We start from the raw sequence: 21,023 nt of genomic DNA, 5'->3' as shown, positions 1-21,023 counted from the left end.
AGGATATGTTCAGTTTTGCGTTTGCACAGGAAGGACCGGTTGCAATCCGGTATAGCAGAGGAGCGGCGTACGATGGGCTGTCGGATCATAGAGAAGCGATCCGAGTGGGAAGGTCTGAATGGATACACACCGGACGGGATATAGCTGTTATTGCTGTGGGAAGTATGGTTGAAGTCGCAGTTCATGTGGTGGAAATGCTTCAGCAAAAGGGATTAGATCCTACGTTGATCAATGCCAGATTTGTCAAGCCGATGGATGAGCAAATGTTAAAGCAGGTGGCAGCACAGCATTCCATTGTTGTGACGATGGAAGACGGTGTGATCACCGGAGGTTTTGGACAGGCAGTTGCAGCATGGTATGCAGCGACAGAGCGGGGTGAAAAGTGTCCGAAGATCGTTAATATCGCATTGCCGGATGCATTTATAGAACACGGAACGGTGCAACAGTTACGAAGTAAATACGGCCAGGATGCGGAGAGCGTGGCGGCTCGTATTGAACAGGTATGGAGGCAGCAGTGAAAGAGAAAAAAAAGAAAGAGCGGCTGGATGTTTTACTTGTAAAGCGTGGGTTAGCAGAATCCAGAGAAAAAGCGAAAGCCATTATTATGACAGGTAATGTTTTTGTTGAGGAACAACGCGAAGATAAAGCGGGAAGTACGTTTGCAGAAGATGCGCAGATCCGCATCAAGGGAACGCCGATGAAGTATGTCAGCCGAGGAGGATATAAACTGGAAAAGGCAATGGAACTTTGGCATGTGCCATTACAGGACAAGCTGTGTATGGACGTAGGATCTTCTACCGGTGGTTTTACCGACTGCATGCTGCAAAATGGTGCGGTTAAGGTGTATGCTATTGATGTAGGGACAAACCAACTGGCTTGGAAATTGCGTCAGGATGAGCGGGTAGTATCCATGGAAAAGACGAATATACGATATGTTACGCCGGAAGATATTGCCGACCCGATTGACTTTTCCTCCATAGATGTTGCTTTTATTTCTTTGACCAAGGTATTGATCCCGGTATGGAATCTGTTGAAAAACGGCGGCAGGGTTGTATGTCTTGTGAAACCACAATTTGAAGCAGGCAGAGAGAAGGTTGGCAAAAAAGGTGTGGTCCGGGATAAAAAGGTTCATGAAGAAGTGGTATGTCATATAATGACATATGCACTATCTATGGGATTTGAGATCTTAGGGTTAAGTTATTCACCGATCAAAGGACCGGAGGGTAATATAGAGTATCTGTTGTACATAGAGAAACCGCAAGATGCGCAGGCACTTACGGAAATTGCAGAAGAAGCAGATCAGAAGGCAGAAGAACAGTTCGAACAACAGTATTTGGCACTTGCCAAAGAGACAGTGGAGGCAGCGCATGAGGCATTTTTGTATCATCACGAATAGCGATAAAGGGGCTAATGCACAGATTGCACAGAGGGCAGTGCAATATTTGCGTGCGCACGATGCAGATTGCGTCATATTACCAAATTTTCTGGAAGAAACCGGAGGGATCAGGCATTTTACGGCGGTACAGGATATTCCCAAAGACGCTGAGTGTGCGATCGTGCTTGGTGGAGATGGCACGATGATACAGGCAGCGATCGACCTGGTTCATTGTGATGTGCCGATTTTGGGAGTAAATACGGGAACGCTCGGGTTTTTGACGGAAGTGGAATGCCAAAATCTGGAGGAGGCGCTGGAACGGCTGCTTAAGGATGATTATACGACAGAGAGTCGTATCATGTTAAAAGAAACTGCAAAATTTAAGGGGGAAGACAGCCGCACATCCTGTTATGCATTAAATGATATGGTGATCGCCAAACAGGGTGAATGCCGCTTGATCACGGTGAAAGTATTTCAGGGGGAGGAACTTGTAGATATTTATCGTGCAGACGGACTGATCGTGGCGACACCGACCGGGTCGACCGGATACAATCTGTCGGCAGGAGGACCGGTGTTGGTACCGGGACTGCATGCAACGGTGATCACACCGATATGTGCACACTCTCTTAACAAGCGGAGTCTTTTGCTAGATGCTAAAGAACGTATTGTCCTGGAAATCGGACAGACGAAAGAAGCCGGGGAGGATACGGCAGTGCTGCAGGCAGATGGGCGGACGGTTGGTATGTTGAAAACGGGTGACAGACTTGTACTTGAGGTACCGCATGCTACGACTGATTTCATCAAATTATCCGGATTGAATTTCTATGAGAAGATGCGGCAGAAATTAAACGGCAACTAATGCTAACGGCAGAAATCGGAGTGAGGTGCGGAATATATGAAACTGGAGCGAAGAGCGAAGATCATAGAGTTGATCGGAAGGTATGAGATCGAGACGCAGGAGGAGTTAGCGGAAAGATTGCAGCAGGCAGGGTATTCTGTGACGCAGGCAACGATATCGCGTGATATTCGTGAGCTAAAGCTGACAAAAGTGTCTGTGGGAGATGGCCCCAGACAAAAATACACGCTGCTTCAGGAAGAGGCTAATTTATATCAAAAGTATGTCCGTGTACTGCAGGATGGTTTGATTTCTTTGGAACAGGCAGAAAACCTGCTGGTGATCAAAACGATTTCCGGTATGGCGATGGCTGTTGCGGCGGCGATCGACAAATTGGAGATTTCCGGTGTGGTCGGGACGATCGCCGGGGATGATACGGTGATGTGCGCGATACGGTCTGTTGGGGAAGTGGCAGCAGTGCAGATGCGGATCGCGGAACTGGTTCATGAGGATAGACAGTAAACTTATTTCGTGATATACTGGAATTTGGCTGGGTGCGTACAAACAGCATTCGCAGGAACGACAGGGCTGAAAGACACAAGGCGGCTTTGTTCGTAGTGTGAAATAAGAGAAAGGAAGTAAAAAAAATGTCAGGACATTCAAAATTTTCAAACATTAAACATAAGAAAGAGAAGAATGATGCAGCAAAAGGTAAGATCTTTACTGTCATCGGAAGAGAGATTGCGGTAGCCGTCAAAGAGGGCGGTCCGGATCCGGACAACAACGGCAAACTTCGTGATGTTATTGCGAAAGCTAAAGCCAATAATATGCCAAATGATACGATCGAGCGTGGTATCAAAAAAGCAGCAGGTAATATTGACGCAGTTAATTACGAAGAGGTAACTTATGAGGGATATGGTCCGAATGGTACGGCGATCATTGTAAAAGCGTTGACAGACAATAAGAACCGTACGGCTAGTAATGTCCGAAACGCCTTCACAAAGGGTAGCGGAAGTGTTGGAACACAGGGCTGTGTATCCTATATGTTTGATGAAAAGGGACAGATCATTATCGACAAGGAAGAGTGCGATATGGAGGCAGATGATCTGATGATGATCGCATTGGATGCAGGAGCTGATGACTTTAATGAAGAGGATGATTCCTTTGAAATTACGACAGCACCGGAAGATTTTAGTGCAGTTAGAGAGGCGTTAGAGGCAGAGAATATTGCGATGGCAAGTGCAGAAGTCACAATGTTGCCACAAACGTATGTTACGTTGAATGATGAAAATGATATTAAACAGTTGCAGCGTACATTGGATCTGTTAGATGAAGATGATGATGTACAGTATGTATATCATAATTGGGATGAGTAGACGGTTAAGACGAGATATAGTTCTGCCGAAATAACTATTAGAACGTTGTAATTGTTGGAAATGAGGAGAATTATGAGCCGACAGAAGAAATGCCTTTATCAAAAAATCATAGCATTAGTTTGTTTATTTGCGGTATGCCTGACAGGGTTTGCCGCTTATTTTGCTATTAAGAATACGGGATCTGTACAGGCAGCAGAATATACATTTACGGATAGTTCCGGTAATCAGGTAGGAGATGGAGGGCGTATTGCAATGCGTCGTTCGAGGGATACTTTTGCTGTGCTTGGAATACAGTCCAATGATGTCTGTACATGGCAGAGTTTGAATCCCAGTCTTGTTGAGATTGAAAATGCAGATGCCGCAGGATTCAAAAAAGGTGGTACCGCCGTATTAGTTGTCAAACAGGTAGATGCGCAGATTCGTGATGTGACAGTTCGTGTTACGATCGATCATGCAGATGGTACTTCAGATATTATAACAATGACGTTGGAACTTGCGTTTTCTATCAACGAATATCTGACGGGAGTACAGGGTGTTAAGTTAGAAAAGTTGTATCCGGAAGATTCCAGAAAAGCATTGATCATGAATTACGGAAGCAGCGTAAATATAGGTTCTTCTACCGACGGCAATAATTTTCTGAAGTTAATTTTCGGAAATGGTAAAGAAGCGGATTGGGTATGCAGTAATACAGATGTTATTCGATATAATGCTGTGAACCATGTATTACAGGCTGTAGGAGCAGGCCCTGCAACACTTACGGTGACATGGACGGAAGGTACAGACAGTTACACGGATACGATCAATGTATTTGTCAGGCCGCAGATACTATCGCAAGATGGCAACACAATATTAGCCGGTGGTTCCAGTGATACCGGATCGGTTGTGGTAAGAGACGGTGATATGATCCAACTTACGGTTGAAAGTGATGCAAACCCGCAGATCGCAATCGGTGATAAGATCAGTTGGGTTATTTCCAAAGGAGAAGGAGAACATTCTGTGTTAGTACGCGATTCTCTTGGCAATCTGGGACAAGATTATCAGGATATTGACTTGTATTATTTCCGCAGCAATGGCAAGTCGTACTACCGTGTTGATGCTAAGTCCGGAGAATACAACATTCAGTTTTATGTCAAAGGAACCTACAAAAATTTTGAGGATAGTAAGTCAGGCAATTGTGCGTGCGGATCTGTAAACTTAAAGACAAGCGTATCGTGTGACTTCACCGATAAGGAAGTTACAGTAAGTCTCGGTGGTACCTATGATCTGTCGACGGCGTTTAACATTCCGAGAGATGTTCTGAAAAAGAAGTTTACGGCAACTGTTTTAGGAGCGACCGGTAATTCGATCATTTCTATTGATGAAGCGGAGATGTTAGTTCGAACAAAGGCACTCGGTAATGCAAAATTATCAGTGAAACTGAACGGATCGGTTTCGACCGATGAGATTCCGGGCTTTCCAACGGGAACAGATACGGTTACTGTGAGCGTGACCGTTGTAAATACATTTTCCTTAAATATATCTGAAACAAGTATGGCAGTCGGCAGTACATTAGATCTGCATGGTGTCATTGGTTCAGATGCCGTAGCAGAGGCATCGCAGTTTGAATGGACCGTAGATGGCGAAGAGTATGTTTCGCTCAGTGATACAAAGGGACAGTATATTACGGTGACTGCTAAGAAAGAAACGCCAGCTAACACACATGCTACGGTTACTTTGAAATGGACAGACAGTGATGGTGTTACTTGGGTCGCTTCTTGTGTGATCACGGTTAATGTAGCCGCGACAGATTTTATGATCACACCGGATCATGCAACGATCGAAGTAGGAGGCAGCGTTACATTACATACCAATATTGATGCGCCGAAAGCGAATATTGAATGGATATCTTCGGATACATCAATGTTAAAAGTTTCCGCCAATGATGGTAATATTTCGGCTGAAGTAACAGCCTTAAATAAAGTCGGAAGTGCTGTTATTACCGCTTTTAATATGGATAATAAAGCGTACGCAACTTGTGTGATCACGGTCACTGCACCGATCACCAGTCTGCGCATTGATAAAGGAACAGAGTATACAACGACACTTGCGTCCGGTTTTGTATTTCTGAAAGCATTGTACGAGCCGGCAAATGCAACGGAAAAAGAGCTTGTCTGGACTGCCAGAAATGTGAATTCTAATATTTCTGAGCCGGTTGCCAGTGTTGATAAGAATGGTGTTGTGACATTGTTAACGGAGGGCGAAACGATCATTACAGTTACGCCAAAGTATAATCCGAACCATGTACAGGCACAATGTATTATTACGATCAAAGAAGATCCGATCACGGAGATTACGACAGATGTCACGCATTTGGATATGATCGTAGGGGATATTTACCAGGTAACAACAACGTTTAAGCCGGAAAAACCATCGGATCCTACATTGAACTGGAGTGTGATCAGTGGGGAAAAAGTAGTCTCTGTTGACGAAGAGGGTCGAATTACAGCAATTTCTGCAGGATCAGCAGTTGTAATGGTAGAAGGTAATCCACGTAAGGATGGTAAGAGTCCTGCAAAGACAGTGATTTCTATTACAGTGCGCAATCGATTGCAGTCGATCGAATTTGCAGAAAAATATGTAGAAGTAGAAGAGGGAAGTGATTTGACGCTGGATGTCTTATTCAATCCTTCGGATTCTGTCAATAAAACACTGCATTTTGCATCTGCCGATGAGGAAGTAGCGACAGTAACTGATGATGGTGTTGTACATGGTGTAACAGTAGGAGGCCCGGTAGTTGTTACTTGTTGGGCAGAAGATATCGGTAAGCAGGATCCGATCCAATGCTATGTTACAGTTGTAGAAAAGAAAGTTCCAGCGACAGATTTTGCCGTCAGTCCAACGAACAAAACTGTTACGGTAGGTGGTTCGTTCCAGATCAATGCGGTCTTTACGCCGGAGAATGCAACGGATAAGTCCGTGAAGTATGAATCTGGAAACAGCAGTGTGGCAAAGGTTGATGCCAAGGGCAAGGTTACCGGTGTGAAGACAGGAGTTACGGCAATCGTGTGTACGGCAGTGGAAAGCGGTATCACACGTACCTGTACAGTGACCGTAGTACCGGCCGTTAAGTTGAGACTATCACCGGTCAGCAAAAATATTGCGAAAGGACATAGTTTTACGATCCGCAAGATCGTAGCACCGTCAAATGCTAGCACAGCTTCGAATTGGAGAAGCTCGAATTCTAAGATTGCGACGGTCAATGCGAATGGTAAGGTGACCGGTAAGAAGTATGGAAGCTGTACGATAACCTGTACTTTGGTGCAGTCCGGTGTCAAGGCGACTTGCCGTGTTAAGGTGTCCAAATTAAAAACAAAGATCAAATTAAATAAGACCAATATACGTATTGGTGTTGGACAGTCATATCGTTTGAAAAAGACGATAACAACGAATGGAACGAAAGCTCCTTCTGTTAAATGGCGTTCTTCGAATAAACGAGTGGTCCGCGTAAGCTCCGGCGGTAAAGTGAAAGGAAAGCGGATCGGTGCTGCTAAGGTGACAGTGACGACGAAGGGCAAAATAAAGGCGAAGGCAACTTGTCGTGTAACAGTTATTCGACGGGTTACAAGTATTACAATGACCAAACAGTATGCTACCTGTTTTGTGGGTCATTCGATCAAGCTGAATGTATCGATCAGACCAAAGAAGGCAAGCATTAAAAAGCTGAAATGGAGATCTTCGGATAACAGCATTGCTACGGTGACCGGAAGTGGTAAAGTGACAGGTCTCAAAGCAGGAGAGGTTACGATCACAGCGCGCACTAAGGATGGCAGCAACAAGAAAACGGTATGCCATGTCAAAGTGATGGAGGAAATTCCTATCTCCAGTATTGTAGTGGCGCAGTCCAGTCTGACGATGAAACGCGGAGATAAGGCAAAACTTGCTTATAGTGTACTGCCAAATAACACATCGGATTCCTTGAAGTTTGCTTCGGACAACAAGCGTGTCGCAAAGGTAAATTCCAATGGCGTGGTTACTGCGGTAGGAACCGGTAATGCAACGATCACCATTATGTCGAGTGGCGGTGTAAGTTCTACCGTAAGTGTAAATGTCGTAGCGATGAATAAGTCATCGTTGTCCATGCGGCAATATGATACAGAAACATTGACGGTATTTGGAACCAGTGATACCGTTACATGGTATAGTTCTAATGCACGTGTAGCCAGTGTTGCAAATGGTGTCGTGACAGGACGAGGAAAGGGTACGACCTACATTTATGCGTATGTCAATGGATGTAAAGTGGCATGTAAAGTGACGATCGTGTCTGTAAATAAATAATATTGAACCAAAACGTCAGCCGGGATTCCGGTTGGCGTTTTGTAAATAAAGCAAAAGAGAGTATGAATGAAGATAGAGTAGAAGGAGGTACCTGGTGTTAGTAAACTTGCATGTGAAAAATCTGGCGATCATTGATGAAGTGGAAGTCGATTTTTCCGAAAATATGAATGTACTCACCGGTGAAACCGGTGCGGGAAAGTCTATCATTATCGGATCGGTCAATTTGGCATTAGGCGGTAAATTTACCGGAGATATGATACGGACCGGAGCGGATCAGGCATTGGTGGAATTATTGTTTACCGTGGACCGCCCAGAGCAGCGAGAAGCACTAGAAGCACTTGGCGTAACGGTAGATGGAGAGGATGTGCTGATCTCTCGTAAATTAATGCAGAAACGCAGTGTATGTCGTGTCAATGGAGAGACAGTAACACAGTCTCTGATCAAGAAGATTGCCGGAATATTGATTGATATTCATGGACAGAATGAGCAGCAGTCATTGTTGCATATGTCAAAACATATGGAAATTTTGGATCGTTATGGGAAGGAAAAACTTGCACAGGCATTGCAGGAATTTGGGGAGCATTATCGCAACTATCGGAATATACAGGCAGAATTGGAAGAGGGACAAATACCGGAAGAAGAGCGTCTGCGGGAAATCTCTTTTTTACAGTATGAACTACAGGAGATCACAGAAGCTAAGCTGCGCGAGGGCGAGGAAGAAGAGCTGGAAGAGAACTATCAAAGACTTTCTCATGCATCTGCGATTGCAGAAGGTTTGGGTGAAGCCTGCCGTTTGACTGCGACAGACAGTGGGGCAGCCAGTGATCAGATTGGAGAAGCACTTCGTCATTTGCACAAGATTGCAGAATATGATGAGTCTGTACAGGGCTTTGCAGATCAGTTATCAGAGATTGACAGCCTGTTAGGGGATTTTAACCGTGATGTTTCCGGTTATATGGAAGATTTTGAGTGCGATCCGCAGGAACAGATGCAAGTGGAAAAAAGACTCGATCAGATCAGATCCCTTCAGGCAAAATATGGCAGTACGGTAGAAGCTGTCGAGGAATATGCGGCAAATATCGCAGAAAAATTGCAAAAATATGAGGAATATGATACGTATCGGAAGGGATTGCAGGAACAGCTTGCTGTTGAGGAAAAAGAGCTTTCCATGCAGAGTACGGTCATTACGCGATACCGCAAAGAATATGCAGCGGTGCTAGAACAAAAGATCACAGAGGCATTGGTGGAACTGAATTTCTTACAGGTGCAGTTTCATATCGAGGTGCGTCAGACAGCCGATTATTCTGTCAATGGACGAGATGAGGTTGAGTTTATGATCTCGACCAATCCGGGAGAGCCGATGCGTCCGATCGGAACGGCGGCATCCGGCGGTGAATTATCTAGAATTATGTTAGCAGTTAAGGCGGTACTGGCGGAACATGATGAGATCAGTACATTGATCTTTGATGAAATTGATGTAGGGATCAGCGGTCGAACGGCACAAAAAGTCGCAGAAAAAATGGCGCTCATTGGTGGATGTCATCAGGTGATCTGTATATCACACCTTGCGCAGATCGCGGCTATGGCAGATACGCATTATCTGATCGAAAAAAATAATGAGGATGCGCATACGGCCACAACGATCTACGCTTTGGATGAAGAACAGTCTGTGCAGGAGCTTGCAAGAATTTTGGGCGGCGCACAGATCACAGATGCCGTGATGGACAGCGCACGTGAGATGAGAGAACTTGCGATCCATAAAAAGGCAGAGATCCGTCAGTCTATTTCGTGAGCATATCTTCAATAAAAATACCATACCCTTTGCGGGGATTATTGACAAATACATGAGTGACAGCTCCGATCAGTTTTCCGTTTTGGAGAATAGGACTGCCACTCATTCCTTGTACGATTCCACTGGTTTTTCGGAGTAATTCCGGGTCAGTAACCCGAAGAACAAGATCTTTGTTATCTTTTGCATTCATCTGAACTTCATCGATCATGATTTCGTAATCTCTTATTTCTTTGCCAAGCTGACAGCGAATGGATGCTTTGCCGGTTTTTATTTCTTGTTTCAGTGCTAACGAGATTCCTTTTTCTTCCTGATATTGGTATGCATGGTCGGATACCTTTCCTGAAATCCCCCAATGATTATTTGTTAATACTGAACCGATCTTATTGTTATTATTCAAATGAACGATTCCGGATAATTCGCCGGGTGTTCCCTTTTTGCCACTTACGATCTTATTGACGGTAGCTTGATATAAGCCGCCATTATTTAATTCGATCAACAGACCGGTATCTACATCTGTAATGCCGTGCCCCAGAGCGGCAAAAGTATTGTTTTCTAATACACAGGTCATCGTTCCAATGCCTTCGGTATCTTCTCTAAGCCAGATTCCCAGACTGTAAGAACCATCTTTTGTAGCAATGGGATTTAGCTTGATCTGAAGATCCTTATTATTGCGTCGGATTTTCAGAGTGACGGTTTTTGAACCGTTTTTCTGTAGGAGGGAAGTAACCTGTTGAATGTTTTGGACGGAAGTTTCATTGATGGCTAACAGGTAATCGCCGGCATTTATGATATTTTTGGCAGGGTGATACATAAAACCATCATTGCCCTGTACATCGGACGTGCCGAGGACCATGATGCCATCGGATTCCAAATAGATGCCGACAGCGTTCCCGGCAGGCATCACTTTTGTTTCCGGGACAACATCAATCGTCAGAGAACCGCAGGGGATAACACCAAACAGAGACAGACCTGCTTTGTAGCTTCCGATATGGTTGCCAACTGCCTGTATTTTCCGTCCGGAACGTGCATGATTTGTGGATTTAACATCGTTTTGAAAAGAGACGGCTTTGGCATCATCTGACGACAATTTGGCATAAAACGGAAAGCCCAGATTAAAACTTTCAGTGCGATTTTTATATAATATCAATTTCGTCGGTATTTTTTTGGCTGCGGCAGTGTAATAACGACAGGAAATTGCTCCAAATACAATAAGCAGCAGGCAAAGGAGTACACAGCGTAAATGCGTTTTCTTTTTTGAATATTTGGATTCATAAACTGTCACCACGCCTTTCTGAAAAAACTTGTTGATGGAAAGTATGTACGAAGTCCGGCAAATTTATACATGGCGTCATACGACACAAACTACCAAATAATAACAGTGTTTTTCACATATTATGCCAGTACACGTCGAATAAAAGAATAGGACACTGCTTGAGTTTGCAATTGATCAGAATTTATAATGAAAACAAAGTAACTGCAGTGTTTCTTAGGGAGAATGGAGGCAGAATGTGAAAAAGGTTAGGGTATTAGTAGTAGACGACAATCGGCGAATTGTTAATTTGTTGAAAAATGCATTGGAAAAAGAAGAGGAAGTGGAAGTAGTCGGGACAGCATCGGATGGAGAAGAGGCGTTGCAGATGATACATTTGAAACGACCCGATGTTGTATTGTTAGATCTGATCATGCCGAAGATCGATGGTCTGGGGGTGATGGAACGGATGCAGCGGCCGGACTTCCCGGTACATCCACAGGTGATAGTCGTGTCGGCGGTCAGTCAGGAAAGCGTTACAGAGCACGCATTTGCATTGGGAGCGGCTTATTACATTTTAAAACCTTTTGATACACGTGTTATCATAGCGCGCGTCAAGTCAGTAGGTATGACGGGAGAGAAAGGTGATAAAGTAGTTACTACGGTTTTTGAAAATAGAAATCGTTTGCAAAATCATTCAATGGAGGCAGAAATAACACAGACAATTCATGAAATTGGTGTCCCGGCGCACATTAAAGGATATCAGTATTTGAGAGATGCCATTCTGATGTCGGTCAGTGATACGGAAATGCTTGGAGCGATCACCAAACGGTTGTATCCGAATATTGCCAAAAAACATCAGACAACGCCAAGCCGCGTGGAGCGTGCGATCCGTCATGCGATTGAGGTGGCGTGGAGTCGTGGAAAAGTCGATACTATTGAGGAATTATTTGGTTACACGGTCAGCGACCGCAAAGGAAAACCAACGAATTCAGAATTTATTGCACTGCTTGCTGATAAGATTCGATTGGAATACAAGATGAACGCATAATTGATAAAAAATACTTTTCACCATCTTCGATTTAGTTTATAATAAAGGGAGTATGTGTCTGCTAAATATTAGCAAAATATCAGTGGATATGTGCACATCAGTAATAGGACTGGTGGGGAGCAAATTAAATTGGGGAATCCGAAAGAAAAAGGAGGTATTCCATGAAAAATGTATTGTTTGTAGCATCAGAATGTGTACCATTTGTAAAAACAGGTGGGTTGGCAGATGTTGTGGGATCATTGCCAAAATACTTCGATAAGAATGAATTTGACGTGCGCGTTATGGTGCCAAAATACGCATGTATTCCAGAAGAATGGAAGAACAAAATGAATTATGTAACACATTTCTACATCGACCTGGCTTGGAGAAAACAGTATGTCGGTATTATGGAAATGGAATATGAAGGCGTAAAATTTTATTTTATTGATAATGAGTTTTATTTTGCCGGTTTTCAACCATATGGCAATATACATGAGGATATAGAAAAGTTTGCCTTTTTCTGCAAAGCATCTTTGTCCGCACTGCCGAGTTTAAATTTCCGTCCGGATATTATTCACTGCCATGACTGGCAGACAGGTTTGATTCCGGTATATCTGAAAGATATGTTTGCGGAAAATCCATTCTATCATGGCATTAAGACAATTATGACAATACATAACTTGAAATTCCAGGGAGTATGGGACTTGCAGAAAGTACAGGATATTACCGGATTGAAGTCATATTTCTTTACTTCTGACAAATTAGAGGCATTTGGGGATGCCAACTATTTGAAGGGCGGTATTGTATATGCAGATATTGTCACGACTGTGAGTGATTCCTATGCAGAAGAGATCAAGATGCCATTTTATGGTGAGCATTTGGATGGTCTAATGCGTGCCAGAAGTAATTCGTTGGTCGGTATTGTCAATGGACTGGATTACAACGAGTATGATCCGGAAAAAGATCCATACATATATCACAACTATAATGTTAAGAATTTCCGCAAAGAAAAGATCAAAAATAAACGTGGTCTGCAGCGAGAGCTCGGATTAGCGGAAGATGATAAGAAATTTATGATCGGTATTGTTTCTCGTTTGACAGATCAGAAAGGTTTTGATCTGATCGACTATGTGATCGAGGAGATCTGTGCAGAAGATACGCAGCTTGTTGTACTCGGTACCGGTGAGGAAAGATATGAGAATCTGTTCCGTCATTTTGAGTGGAAATATCATGACAGAGTATCTGCAAATATTTTCTATTCCAATGAACGTTCACACAAGATTTATGCAGCCTGTGATGCGTTTTTGATGCCATCTCTGTTTGAACCTTGTGGATTGAGTCAGTTGATGAGTCTTCGTTATGGAACCGTGCCGATCGTTCGTGAGACTGGTGGACTGCGTGATACTGTGCAGCCATACAATGAGTATGAAGGTACAGGAACCGGTTTTTCCTTTGCCAATTATAATGCGCATGAAATGTTAAATACCATTCGTTATGCTAAAGATGTGTATTTCAATCGCAAACGTGAATGGAACAAGATCATTGATCGTGGCATGGCAATGGACTTCTCCTGGAACTCATCTGCGCAGAAGTATGCAGATCTGTATAACAGAATGTAATACGAAGAGTCTTTCTGAAGCGACCAAAGTGGTCGCTAAGAAAGACTATGCTTCGCATAGCAAATTTGAGCTGATGCTCAAATTTGTGGCTGTATCGACTTTTATTATGTCTCCTGGGAGGAACGTGAGTGTTGCGATTGGATAAATGGCTGGCTGAGATGACAGAAGGCAGTCGTGCTGAAGTGAAGAAGTGGATACGACAGGGTAGAGTGTATGTAAATGAGACAAAGGTGCAGCGTCCGGAAACCAAGTTGGATCCGGACAGAGATCAAGTGACCTTAGACGGTGAGCAGATCATATACGAGCAGTTTTGTTATTATATGCTGAATAAACCTGCCGGTGTTGTTTCTGCAACAACAGATAGAGAGCATAAAACGGTAATAGATCTGTTACAGGAAGCTAATACACAAGATGTTTTTCCTGTGGGCAGGTTGGACATTGATACGGAAGGATTGCTGCTGCTGACGAATGATGGTGCCTTAGCACATGAGCTTCTTTCGCCGCGTAAGCATGTTGATAAAACATATTTTGTGCGGATCGCCGGTAATTTGTCCGATGCAGATGTGAAGCAGCTAGAGCAGGGAATGGATATCGGTGATGAGAAGCTGACGCTGCCGGCGAAAGTATCTTGTTTGGAGCAGTTCCCAGAGGAACAGGAGCAGACGGTTACGATAAAACTTCGTGAAGGACGTTACCATCAGGTAAAGCGAATGTTTGCTAAAGTAGGGCATCCGGTATTGTACTTACAGAGAGTGAGCATGGGGACGCTTACCTTGGATGACTCTCTGAAGACAGGAGAGTACCGGGAACTGACAGCCGATGAAATTGCAGCATTAAAGCGATGAGGACTATTATCCAAGTAAACAGAATAAGTATTTCATGATAAAAGCGCTGGAACCGGCCGTTGGTCGATTCTAGCGCTTTTTGCTTTGATAGAACATGCCACCATGAATTTTGTCGATTGTTTTTATGGCACTAACCAATCCGCCTCCTCGTTGGTTTGTAGTTAGTGTATGAAGTTTGATTATATTATATAAATGCCTTGTCAAAAATATTTTCAATTTCTCATCCATTATATTTTGGGAAAATCATGGGAAAACTACAATAGAAAAACTACAGTGGTGGATCGAAAAAGCTTGATAGAGCATGTAAAAAATCACTTGCTTTTTGAGGAAAATTGTGATAACATATACGGCAGTGAGTTTCTTAGGAAACCGCAGTGCTGAAATAGCTCAGTTGGTAGAGCACTTCACTCGTAATGAAGGGGTCGTCGGTTCGAGTCCGATTTTCAGCTTTACATAAATCCTTGAAAATTATATGTATTTTCAAGGATTTTTATATTATTCAAACTTTGCGGAGGTTGTGTTATATAACGACAAAGGGGGGCGTTATGGACAAAACGATTGCTATTGTTACGGGAGCATCAGGAGGTCTTGGCAGAGAATTTGTCAAGATACTATCCAAAGAAAAGAAACTTTCTGAAATCTGGGTAGTTGCCCGGAATGCGCAGAAATTGCAACAACTGGCTGAAGAATTTGGCACTAAAATACGACCGATTGCCAAGGATCTAAGTGATAATGTTCAGAGGAAAGAGCTCAGTGCAATGATTGCAGAAGAGCGTGCAGCGATACAGTATCTTATCAATAATGCAGGTTATGCTAAATTTTGTTCTTATGATGATCTGAGTGTGGAGGAATCCATTAATATGATCAATCTTAATATTAGTGCGGTAGTTGCGCTGGGACTGTATTGTATTCCGTATATGAAACCGGGTAGCCACATTATTAATATTGCTTCCCAAGCGTCGTTTCAGCCGCTTCCGTATCAAAATATTTACAGTTCTACCAAAGCTTTTGTCCGCAATTATACACGAGCATTGAATGTGGAACTGAAGGACAGACATATTACGGCAACGGCGGTGTGTCCGGGATGGATCGATACCGGTCTTTATGAGAGAGGATTGATCGGTGCGAAAAAGGCAGCGAGCAATTTTGCCGGGATGGTACAGCCGGATGTGGTTGCGGCTAGGGCGATGCGGGATGCACGCCGAGGAAAAGATATTTCCGTATACGGAGCACATGTGAAAGGTGCACATTTTGCCAGTAAGCTGCTTCCACAAAAAGTAATGATGAAATTATGGTTGAAACAGCAGCATTTAAAATAGCAACGAAGCAATACCGGCACAGATAGATGGAAAGCGGGTGATGTGGCATGGCAGGAACGATTGTTCATCTAGCGGTTGCAACACAGTTGGATCAATTATTTGCCAATGAACCGGAGCGGTACTTGGGAAAGATGGCAGATAAATATTGTTCGAACGATTTTTTTGCGGGAAATATATGTCCCGATGGAATTATGGCACGTGAAGGTACTGTCGAGAGATGAAACTGCATACGCACATGAGAGACGGAATACCGGATGGAACCTTTCGGCAACCGGAACATTTACAGTTATTTCGAAGGCGTTTGTCGGATTTTTTTGCAAAACATAATAACAAAGAAGAACGCTTCAGTTTGTATTTAGGTTATCTGACACATATGCTTACCGATGAGAAATTTATATTAGAAATTCATCCATATGTATTGCAGCGGATCGCCGTGACCGGTTATGATCGAGATAATCCGCAAACCTACGTGAAATTTGGACGTGATGTAGATCAGATCGATTTTCGTCTTGTGAAAGAGTTTCCGGGGATCGATAAGGCATATCAAGCGTTGTGTCAAGTAACACCATATGAAATAGCAGATTATATTACCGAACAGGAATTAACTGCAAGTCGGGAATGGATCAAAAATTATTTTTTCGAAACAGAACATACCATAGAGGATCCGATATTTTTGCCGTATCAGGAGATGTATCAATTTATACCGGAGGCTGTGTCGCAGATCTGTGACAGACTGCCAGAGTATATCACGTCTGATGTATAAATGATAGGTCTTAGAAATTGCGTAGAAGATTTAATGATGAGTTTTTTATTTCATCAAAAAAGAGGGTGCCACACGTTTGTGTGACACCCTCTCTACTTATTTCAAAAGGATAATTCAATTAAGTATTATACACAACCCTGAGCCTTCATTGCCTCTGCAACCTTAAGGAAACCAGCAATGTTAGCACCAGCCATGTAGTTGCCTTCCATACCATATTCTTTGGAAGCCTCATCACAAGACTTGAAGATCTCTTTCATGATATCATGAAGTTTGTTATCAACCTCTTCGAATGTCCAAGACAATCTCTGAGAGTTCTGTGTCATCTCAAGACCGGATGTAGCAACACCACCTGCGTTAGCAGCCTTAGCCGGACCATAGAGCATGTTGTTTGCGAAGTAAACATCAATTGCTTCTGGAGTAGAAGGCATGTTAGCACCCTCTGCAACTGCATAGCAGCCGTTAGCAGCTAATGCCTTAGCACTTTCTGCATCGATCTCGTTCTGAGTAGCACATGGAAGAGCAATATCACATTTGATTGTCCAGATACCACTGCATCCCTCAGTATAAGTAACATTCTTATGAGATGTTCTGGCAGCGTACTCTTTGATACGTCCACGCTCAACCTCTTTGATCTGTTTTACGAGATCAAGCTCGATTCCATCCGGATCATGAATGTATCCTGAAGAATCAGAAAGAGCAACAACTTTAGCACCAAATTCTGTAGCTTTCTCAGTAGCATAAATAGCTACGTTACCAGAACCGGAGATTACAACGGTCTGATCCTTGAAGCTCTTACCATTTGCTTTTAACATTTCATTTGTGAAGTAGCAAAGACCATAACCGGTAGCTTCTGTACGAGCAAGAGAACCACCGAAAGTTAATCCCTTACCTGTCAATACACCAGACCACTCATTACGGATTCTCTTGTACTGACCAAACATGTAACCAACTTCACGAGCACCGGTTCCGATATCACCAGCAGGAACATCACAGTCAGGACCGATATGTTTGCAAAGCTCTGTCATGAAACTCTGGCAGAAACGCATAACTTCTCCATCGCTCTTGCCCTTAGGATCGAAGTCAGAACCACCTTTGCCACCACCCATAGGAAGTGTTGTTAAGCTGTTTTTGAAAATCTGCTCAAATCCGAGGAATTTGATGATACCGCTGTATACGGATGGATGAAGACGAAGTCCGCCCTTATATGGTCCGATAGCAGAGTTAAACTGAATACGGAAACCACGGTTTACCTGTGTCTTGCCATTATCATCAACCCAAGGCACACGGAAAATAATCTGTCTCTCAGGCTCAACGATACGCTCGAAAACACCAGCCTCAACGAGGTCAGGTCTTCTTTCAACAACTGGTTCCAAAGAGGTAAATACCTCCATAACTGCCTGAATGAACTCTGGTTCACCAGCGTTTCTCTTTTTTACTGTTTCCAGTAAGTCAATTAAATACTGATTCTTTAACGCCATTGCTAAAAAACCTCCTTATGTTTAGTGTTTGGTATACAAGGATACCAGCCTGACGTGTTTATCACGCTACTACCTTCTTAGTATGGCACAAAAACCGTAGAAATTCAATAAAAAAATGAAAAAACAATTGAAAAATAAATATAGTATACAATTATACAAAATTTTTAAAGGTGTGAGCATAATTTGAATGACATATTTTTGACATGTTAATATAATATACTATAATGTAAGAATTAAAAGTATAAATTGTGTTTGTGCTCGAGGGGGCGGGAATTTTGCTAAGGAGATGAAGATTTTCGTAAATTTCCGATTTGATTAGCACCTAAATGACATTTAAAAGAACAGGAATATTACAAAAATGCAGTAGAAAAAGTGCAAAATTACCATATACTGTATAAAACAATAAAAAATATGTCGAAAATCAGAAAAAACATTTACGAAACAGACACACTTTGGACACATATGCTCGTTATAATAGGTTTCAGAAAGTGAAAACTTTCTACTCCCACCCTATTATACGCTGGGTAGTGCGAGCTACCCGACAAGAAGAGCCTTCCCGGGCTCTTCTTGTTTTTTAAATAAAATTTCGTTATAATTAAGTATGTGCTTGTATACAAACTTCCCACACCGGAAGTTATTGCAAAACCACATATTACTTATTATGTCAATGACTATATAGCATTTTGCAGCCGTCAAAGAGTGGTTTCTGCCATCAGAGAACTATAGTAATTGCCTTGCCGCATTTTGTTTTTATAGCGATTTCTAAATTTTGTTGTCTCTGATGGATGATTTACATGCCTTACAGAAAACTCGATGTCCCGGAAGCAAGGTATTCATCATTTTTGAAAGGGACTTTGCGCTCGTCGTTACTTATGTCTCGTATTTCAGAGACATTAAGTAACGTGACGTAGCGCATCGTAGCGAAAGCGTCCCGTCCAAAAATGGATGATACCTTGCTAAACCGGGACATCTCAGACATTCTTTCAGGCATGTATACATCAGAGACTTAACAAAATAAGAAATCACGTAAAAACATTGCGTTCTGTGGCAATTATCTTAGTTCTCTGATAGCAGAACAATTTAATGTATTGGCTGCAAAATAGTATATTCATTGCTGACATAATAAGTAATATGTGGTTGTGTGAAATGTTGAGTTATGGTAGGTTTGAGTAAATAAGAATTTATAGGAAAGGATAGTAATAGAATTTTATGTGGAAATATATTTTATTTGATTTAGATGGAACAATTACGAACTCCGGAGAGGGGATCATGAATTGTATCCGATATGCGTTAGAACAGATGGGGCGCGAGATACCGGCGGAACAGACTCTGCGCAAATTTGTCGGACCTCCGTTGGTGGTTGGATTCCGTGAGTATACCGATTTAACGGAAGAAGAGGCGAAGACTGCTACGGCAAAGTACCGGGAGCGTTATCAGACGGAAGGTCTGTTTGAGGCATATGTGTATGAAGGGTTTGAAGCTGTTTTAAAATATTTGAAAAAAACGCAGGTAAAAATAGCGGTAGCAACTTCAAAACCGGAAGAATATACAGAACGTATTTTGGAACACTTTCATCTTAAAGAATATTTTGATGTGATTGCTGGAGATACGTTGAAAGGGGATCGTGGTTCCAAACAGGCTGTTGTAGAAGAAGCATTGCGTAGATTAAATGTAACTGAGCAGGATAAGGGTACAGTATTAATGGTTGGTGATCGTAAATACGATGTCATTGGAGCAAAATCCTGTGGTATCCGTTCTTTAGGTGTTTATTATGGTTATGCGGAAACCGGAGAATTAGAAGAGGCTGGTGCAGATTATGTAGTACACACTACGGCAGATATGCTTGAATGGTTTGAACAACAAATTCCGGAAACACCGTGTCAGGCAATGTCAGATGTTGATAATACACAGCAGCCTGCATCAAGTCAAATATCTTCTTATAATAAGAAGATTGGCAAAAAGTGGACGGCAATTGCCGGTGGAATGCTTATTCTTGGGATTGCTTTGGGAGTCGGTGGCACATTACTCGTACAAAAGCAGCCTTGGAGCAAGATAACACAGGAGAATACCGGGGCTGACTATGATGCAAACAAATGCGTGCGTCTTGGTGATTATAAAGGAATTAAAGTATCTTTAGCGGTTACTGATGACAATGTACAGCAGGAGATCGACGGTCTGATACAGGATAATGTCACGTATGAACAGAAAAAGGGCACCGTACAGGAAGATGACAAAATATACGCTAAATTTAATGGCTATATTGATGGCAAAAAGGTAGATGATACTTGCGGAGAAGAGGTTATAGAGCTTGGATCTGACCAATTTGTAAAAGGGTTTGAAAGTGCTTTTGTAGGTGCCAAGACCGGCAAGCAGATCACTTTTAAGATCAATATTCCAAAGGGAACTTATGGAGATGATACTATTGACGGTAAGGAAGTTACCTTTAAGGCTACGGTAAAATATATCTGTGGAGATGAAATCGTCCCGACCTGGAATGATAAATTTGTGCAGTCGATTTCGGATTTTAAGACAGCAAAAGAGTATGAAGCTGATATTCGCACGGAGCTAGCAAAAGAAAATGAGAATAATAAGCAGGATTTTGCATGGACAGAAGTTCTTGAAAATGCAAAAGTAAAAAAATATCCGGAAGAATTATTAGAAGATGCCAAGCAGGAAGTGCTGCAGGGGTATTATGATATGGCGGATATGTACGGTATGAGCCATGACGAAATTTTTCAGTCCTGGGGCAGCGAAAATGAAGAAGACTTTGTCAAAAATGAGTTGGACGAACAGGCGAAGCAGGCTGTCAAAGAAAAATTGGTCGTTGAAGCAATTGCAAAAGCAGAGGGGATCAATTATTCGGACAAGGAATATAAAGACCTGGTGGCAGAGGAATATCAGTATAACACTGAAAAATATGATTCTGAAGCAGAATATGAGAAGAAGAATCGAGAAAGCTTAAAGGATAATGCGTTGAGTAGTGCTGTACAGAAATGGATCGCAAAGCATGCAACGTTTTCAAAATAAC

The 21,023-nt window shown here is 42.6% G+C and carries 16 protein-coding genes and 1 tRNA gene; 15 read left to right on the top strand and 2 right to left on the bottom strand.

Features of this window, described 5'->3' with window-relative positions; translation table 11 throughout:
* Positions 1–5: 5 nt before the first annotated feature.
* The 7 genes from DW981_RS16120 to recN all read left to right on the top strand — a co-directional run bounded on the left by DW981_RS16120 (position 6) and on the right by recN (position 9,692).
* Positions 6–518, top strand: a complete 513-nt coding sequence (locus DW981_RS16120; RefSeq protein ID WP_347474514.1) for a transketolase C-terminal domain-containing protein — start codon at positions 6–8, stop codon at positions 516–518.
* Positions 515–1,396: a TlyA family RNA methyltransferase gene (locus DW981_RS05905; protein ID WP_243034666.1), complete on the top strand. Its 882-nt coding sequence runs from the start codon at positions 515–517 to the stop codon at positions 1,394–1,396. Before DW981_RS16120 ends, DW981_RS05905 begins: the two co-directional genes overlap by 4 nt.
* The gene (locus DW981_RS05900; protein ID WP_022025173.1) at positions 1,368–2,234 is read left to right on the top strand and encodes an NAD(+)/NADH kinase; all 867 of its coding nucleotides are present in this window, start codon (positions 1,368–1,370) and stop codon (positions 2,232–2,234) included. The genes DW981_RS05905 and DW981_RS05900 overlap by 29 nt, the downstream gene beginning before the upstream one ends.
* A 36-nt stretch (positions 2,235–2,270) precedes the next feature.
* Positions 2,271–2,732, top strand: coding sequence for an arginine repressor (locus DW981_RS05895; RefSeq protein WP_118507084.1), 462 nt, complete (start codon positions 2,271–2,273; stop codon positions 2,730–2,732).
* 125 nt (positions 2,733–2,857) lie between these two features.
* Positions 2,858–3,586 (top strand): YebC/PmpR family DNA-binding transcriptional regulator, encoded by a 729-nt coding sequence (locus DW981_RS05890; protein ID WP_022025175.1) that lies wholly within the window; start codon positions 2,858–2,860, stop codon positions 3,584–3,586.
* Positions 3,587–3,658: 72 nt separating this feature from the next.
* Entirely contained in the window at positions 3,659–7,900 is a 4,242-nt protein-coding gene (locus DW981_RS05885) for an Ig-like domain-containing protein (protein ID WP_182434156.1), read from the top strand.
* Positions 7,901–7,994: 94 nt separating this feature from the next.
* Entirely contained in the window at positions 7,995–9,692 is a 1,698-nt protein-coding gene (recN, locus tag DW981_RS05880; protein WP_118507082.1) for a DNA repair protein RecN, read from the top strand.
* On the opposite strand, the gene spoIVB is transcribed toward recN, so the two are convergent.
* Positions 9,682–10,974, bottom strand: coding sequence for a SpoIVB peptidase (gene spoIVB / locus DW981_RS05875; RefSeq protein ID WP_182434155.1), 1,293 nt, complete (start codon positions 10,972–10,974; stop codon positions 9,682–9,684). The two genes, recN and spoIVB, sit on opposite strands and share 11 nt — an antisense overlap.
* A gap of 226 nt (positions 10,975–11,200) precedes the next feature.
* Between spoIVB and spo0A the strand changes: the two genes are divergently transcribed.
* From spo0A to DW981_RS05845, 7 genes are all read left to right on the top strand, one after another.
* Positions 11,201–11,992, top strand: coding sequence for a sporulation transcription factor Spo0A (gene spo0A, locus DW981_RS05870; RefSeq protein WP_022025652.1), 792 nt, complete (start codon positions 11,201–11,203; stop codon positions 11,990–11,992).
* A gap of 161 nt (positions 11,993–12,153) precedes the next feature.
* Complete coding sequence (gene glgA / locus DW981_RS05865) at positions 12,154–13,590, top strand: glycogen synthase GlgA (protein ID WP_022025651.1); 1,437 nt, start codon at positions 12,154–12,156, stop codon at positions 13,588–13,590.
* A 128-nt stretch (positions 13,591–13,718) separates the two neighbouring features.
* The gene (locus DW981_RS05860) at positions 13,719–14,435 is read left to right on the top strand and encodes a pseudouridine synthase (protein WP_118507080.1); all 717 of its coding nucleotides are present in this window, start codon (positions 13,719–13,721) and stop codon (positions 14,433–14,435) included.
* Positions 14,436–14,811: 376 nt separating this feature from the next.
* Positions 14,812–14,884, top strand: a tRNA-Thr gene (locus tag DW981_RS05855).
* Positions 14,885–14,980: 96 nt separating this feature from the next.
* Positions 14,981–15,754: an SDR family NAD(P)-dependent oxidoreductase gene (locus DW981_RS05850; RefSeq protein ID WP_118507079.1), complete on the top strand. Its 774-nt coding sequence runs from the start codon at positions 14,981–14,983 to the stop codon at positions 15,752–15,754.
* 47 nt (positions 15,755–15,801) lie between these two features.
* Positions 15,802–15,975, top strand: coding sequence for a hypothetical protein (locus DW981_RS15040; RefSeq protein WP_182434154.1), 174 nt, complete (start codon positions 15,802–15,804; stop codon positions 15,973–15,975).
* A 14-nt stretch (positions 15,976–15,989) separates the two neighbouring features.
* Positions 15,990–16,517 (top strand): hypothetical protein, encoded by a 528-nt coding sequence (locus DW981_RS05845; protein WP_147352614.1) that lies wholly within the window; start codon positions 15,990–15,992, stop codon positions 16,515–16,517.
* Positions 16,518–16,642: 125 nt separating this feature from the next.
* On the opposite strand, the gene gdhA is transcribed toward DW981_RS05845, so the two are convergent.
* Positions 16,643–17,995 (bottom strand): NADP-specific glutamate dehydrogenase, encoded by a 1,353-nt coding sequence (gene gdhA, locus DW981_RS05840; protein ID WP_118507077.1) that lies wholly within the window; start codon positions 17,993–17,995, stop codon positions 16,643–16,645.
* A gap of 1,209 nt (positions 17,996–19,204) precedes the next feature.
* Between gdhA and DW981_RS05835 the strand changes: the two genes are divergently transcribed.
* Positions 19,205–21,022 (top strand): HAD hydrolase-like protein, encoded by a 1,818-nt coding sequence (locus DW981_RS05835; protein ID WP_118507076.1) that lies wholly within the window; start codon positions 19,205–19,207, stop codon positions 21,020–21,022.
* The last annotated feature ends 1 nt before the right edge of the window (position 21,023 follow it).

Origin of the sequence: Clostridium sp. AM49-4BH (assembly GCF_003478335.1) — a bacterium.
Taxonomy (GTDB): Bacteria; Bacillota; Clostridia; order Lachnospirales; family Lachnospiraceae; genus Butyribacter.
The sequence above is the reverse complement of the archived record's forward strand: the minus strand, read 5'-3'. Positions and strand labels throughout refer to the sequence as shown.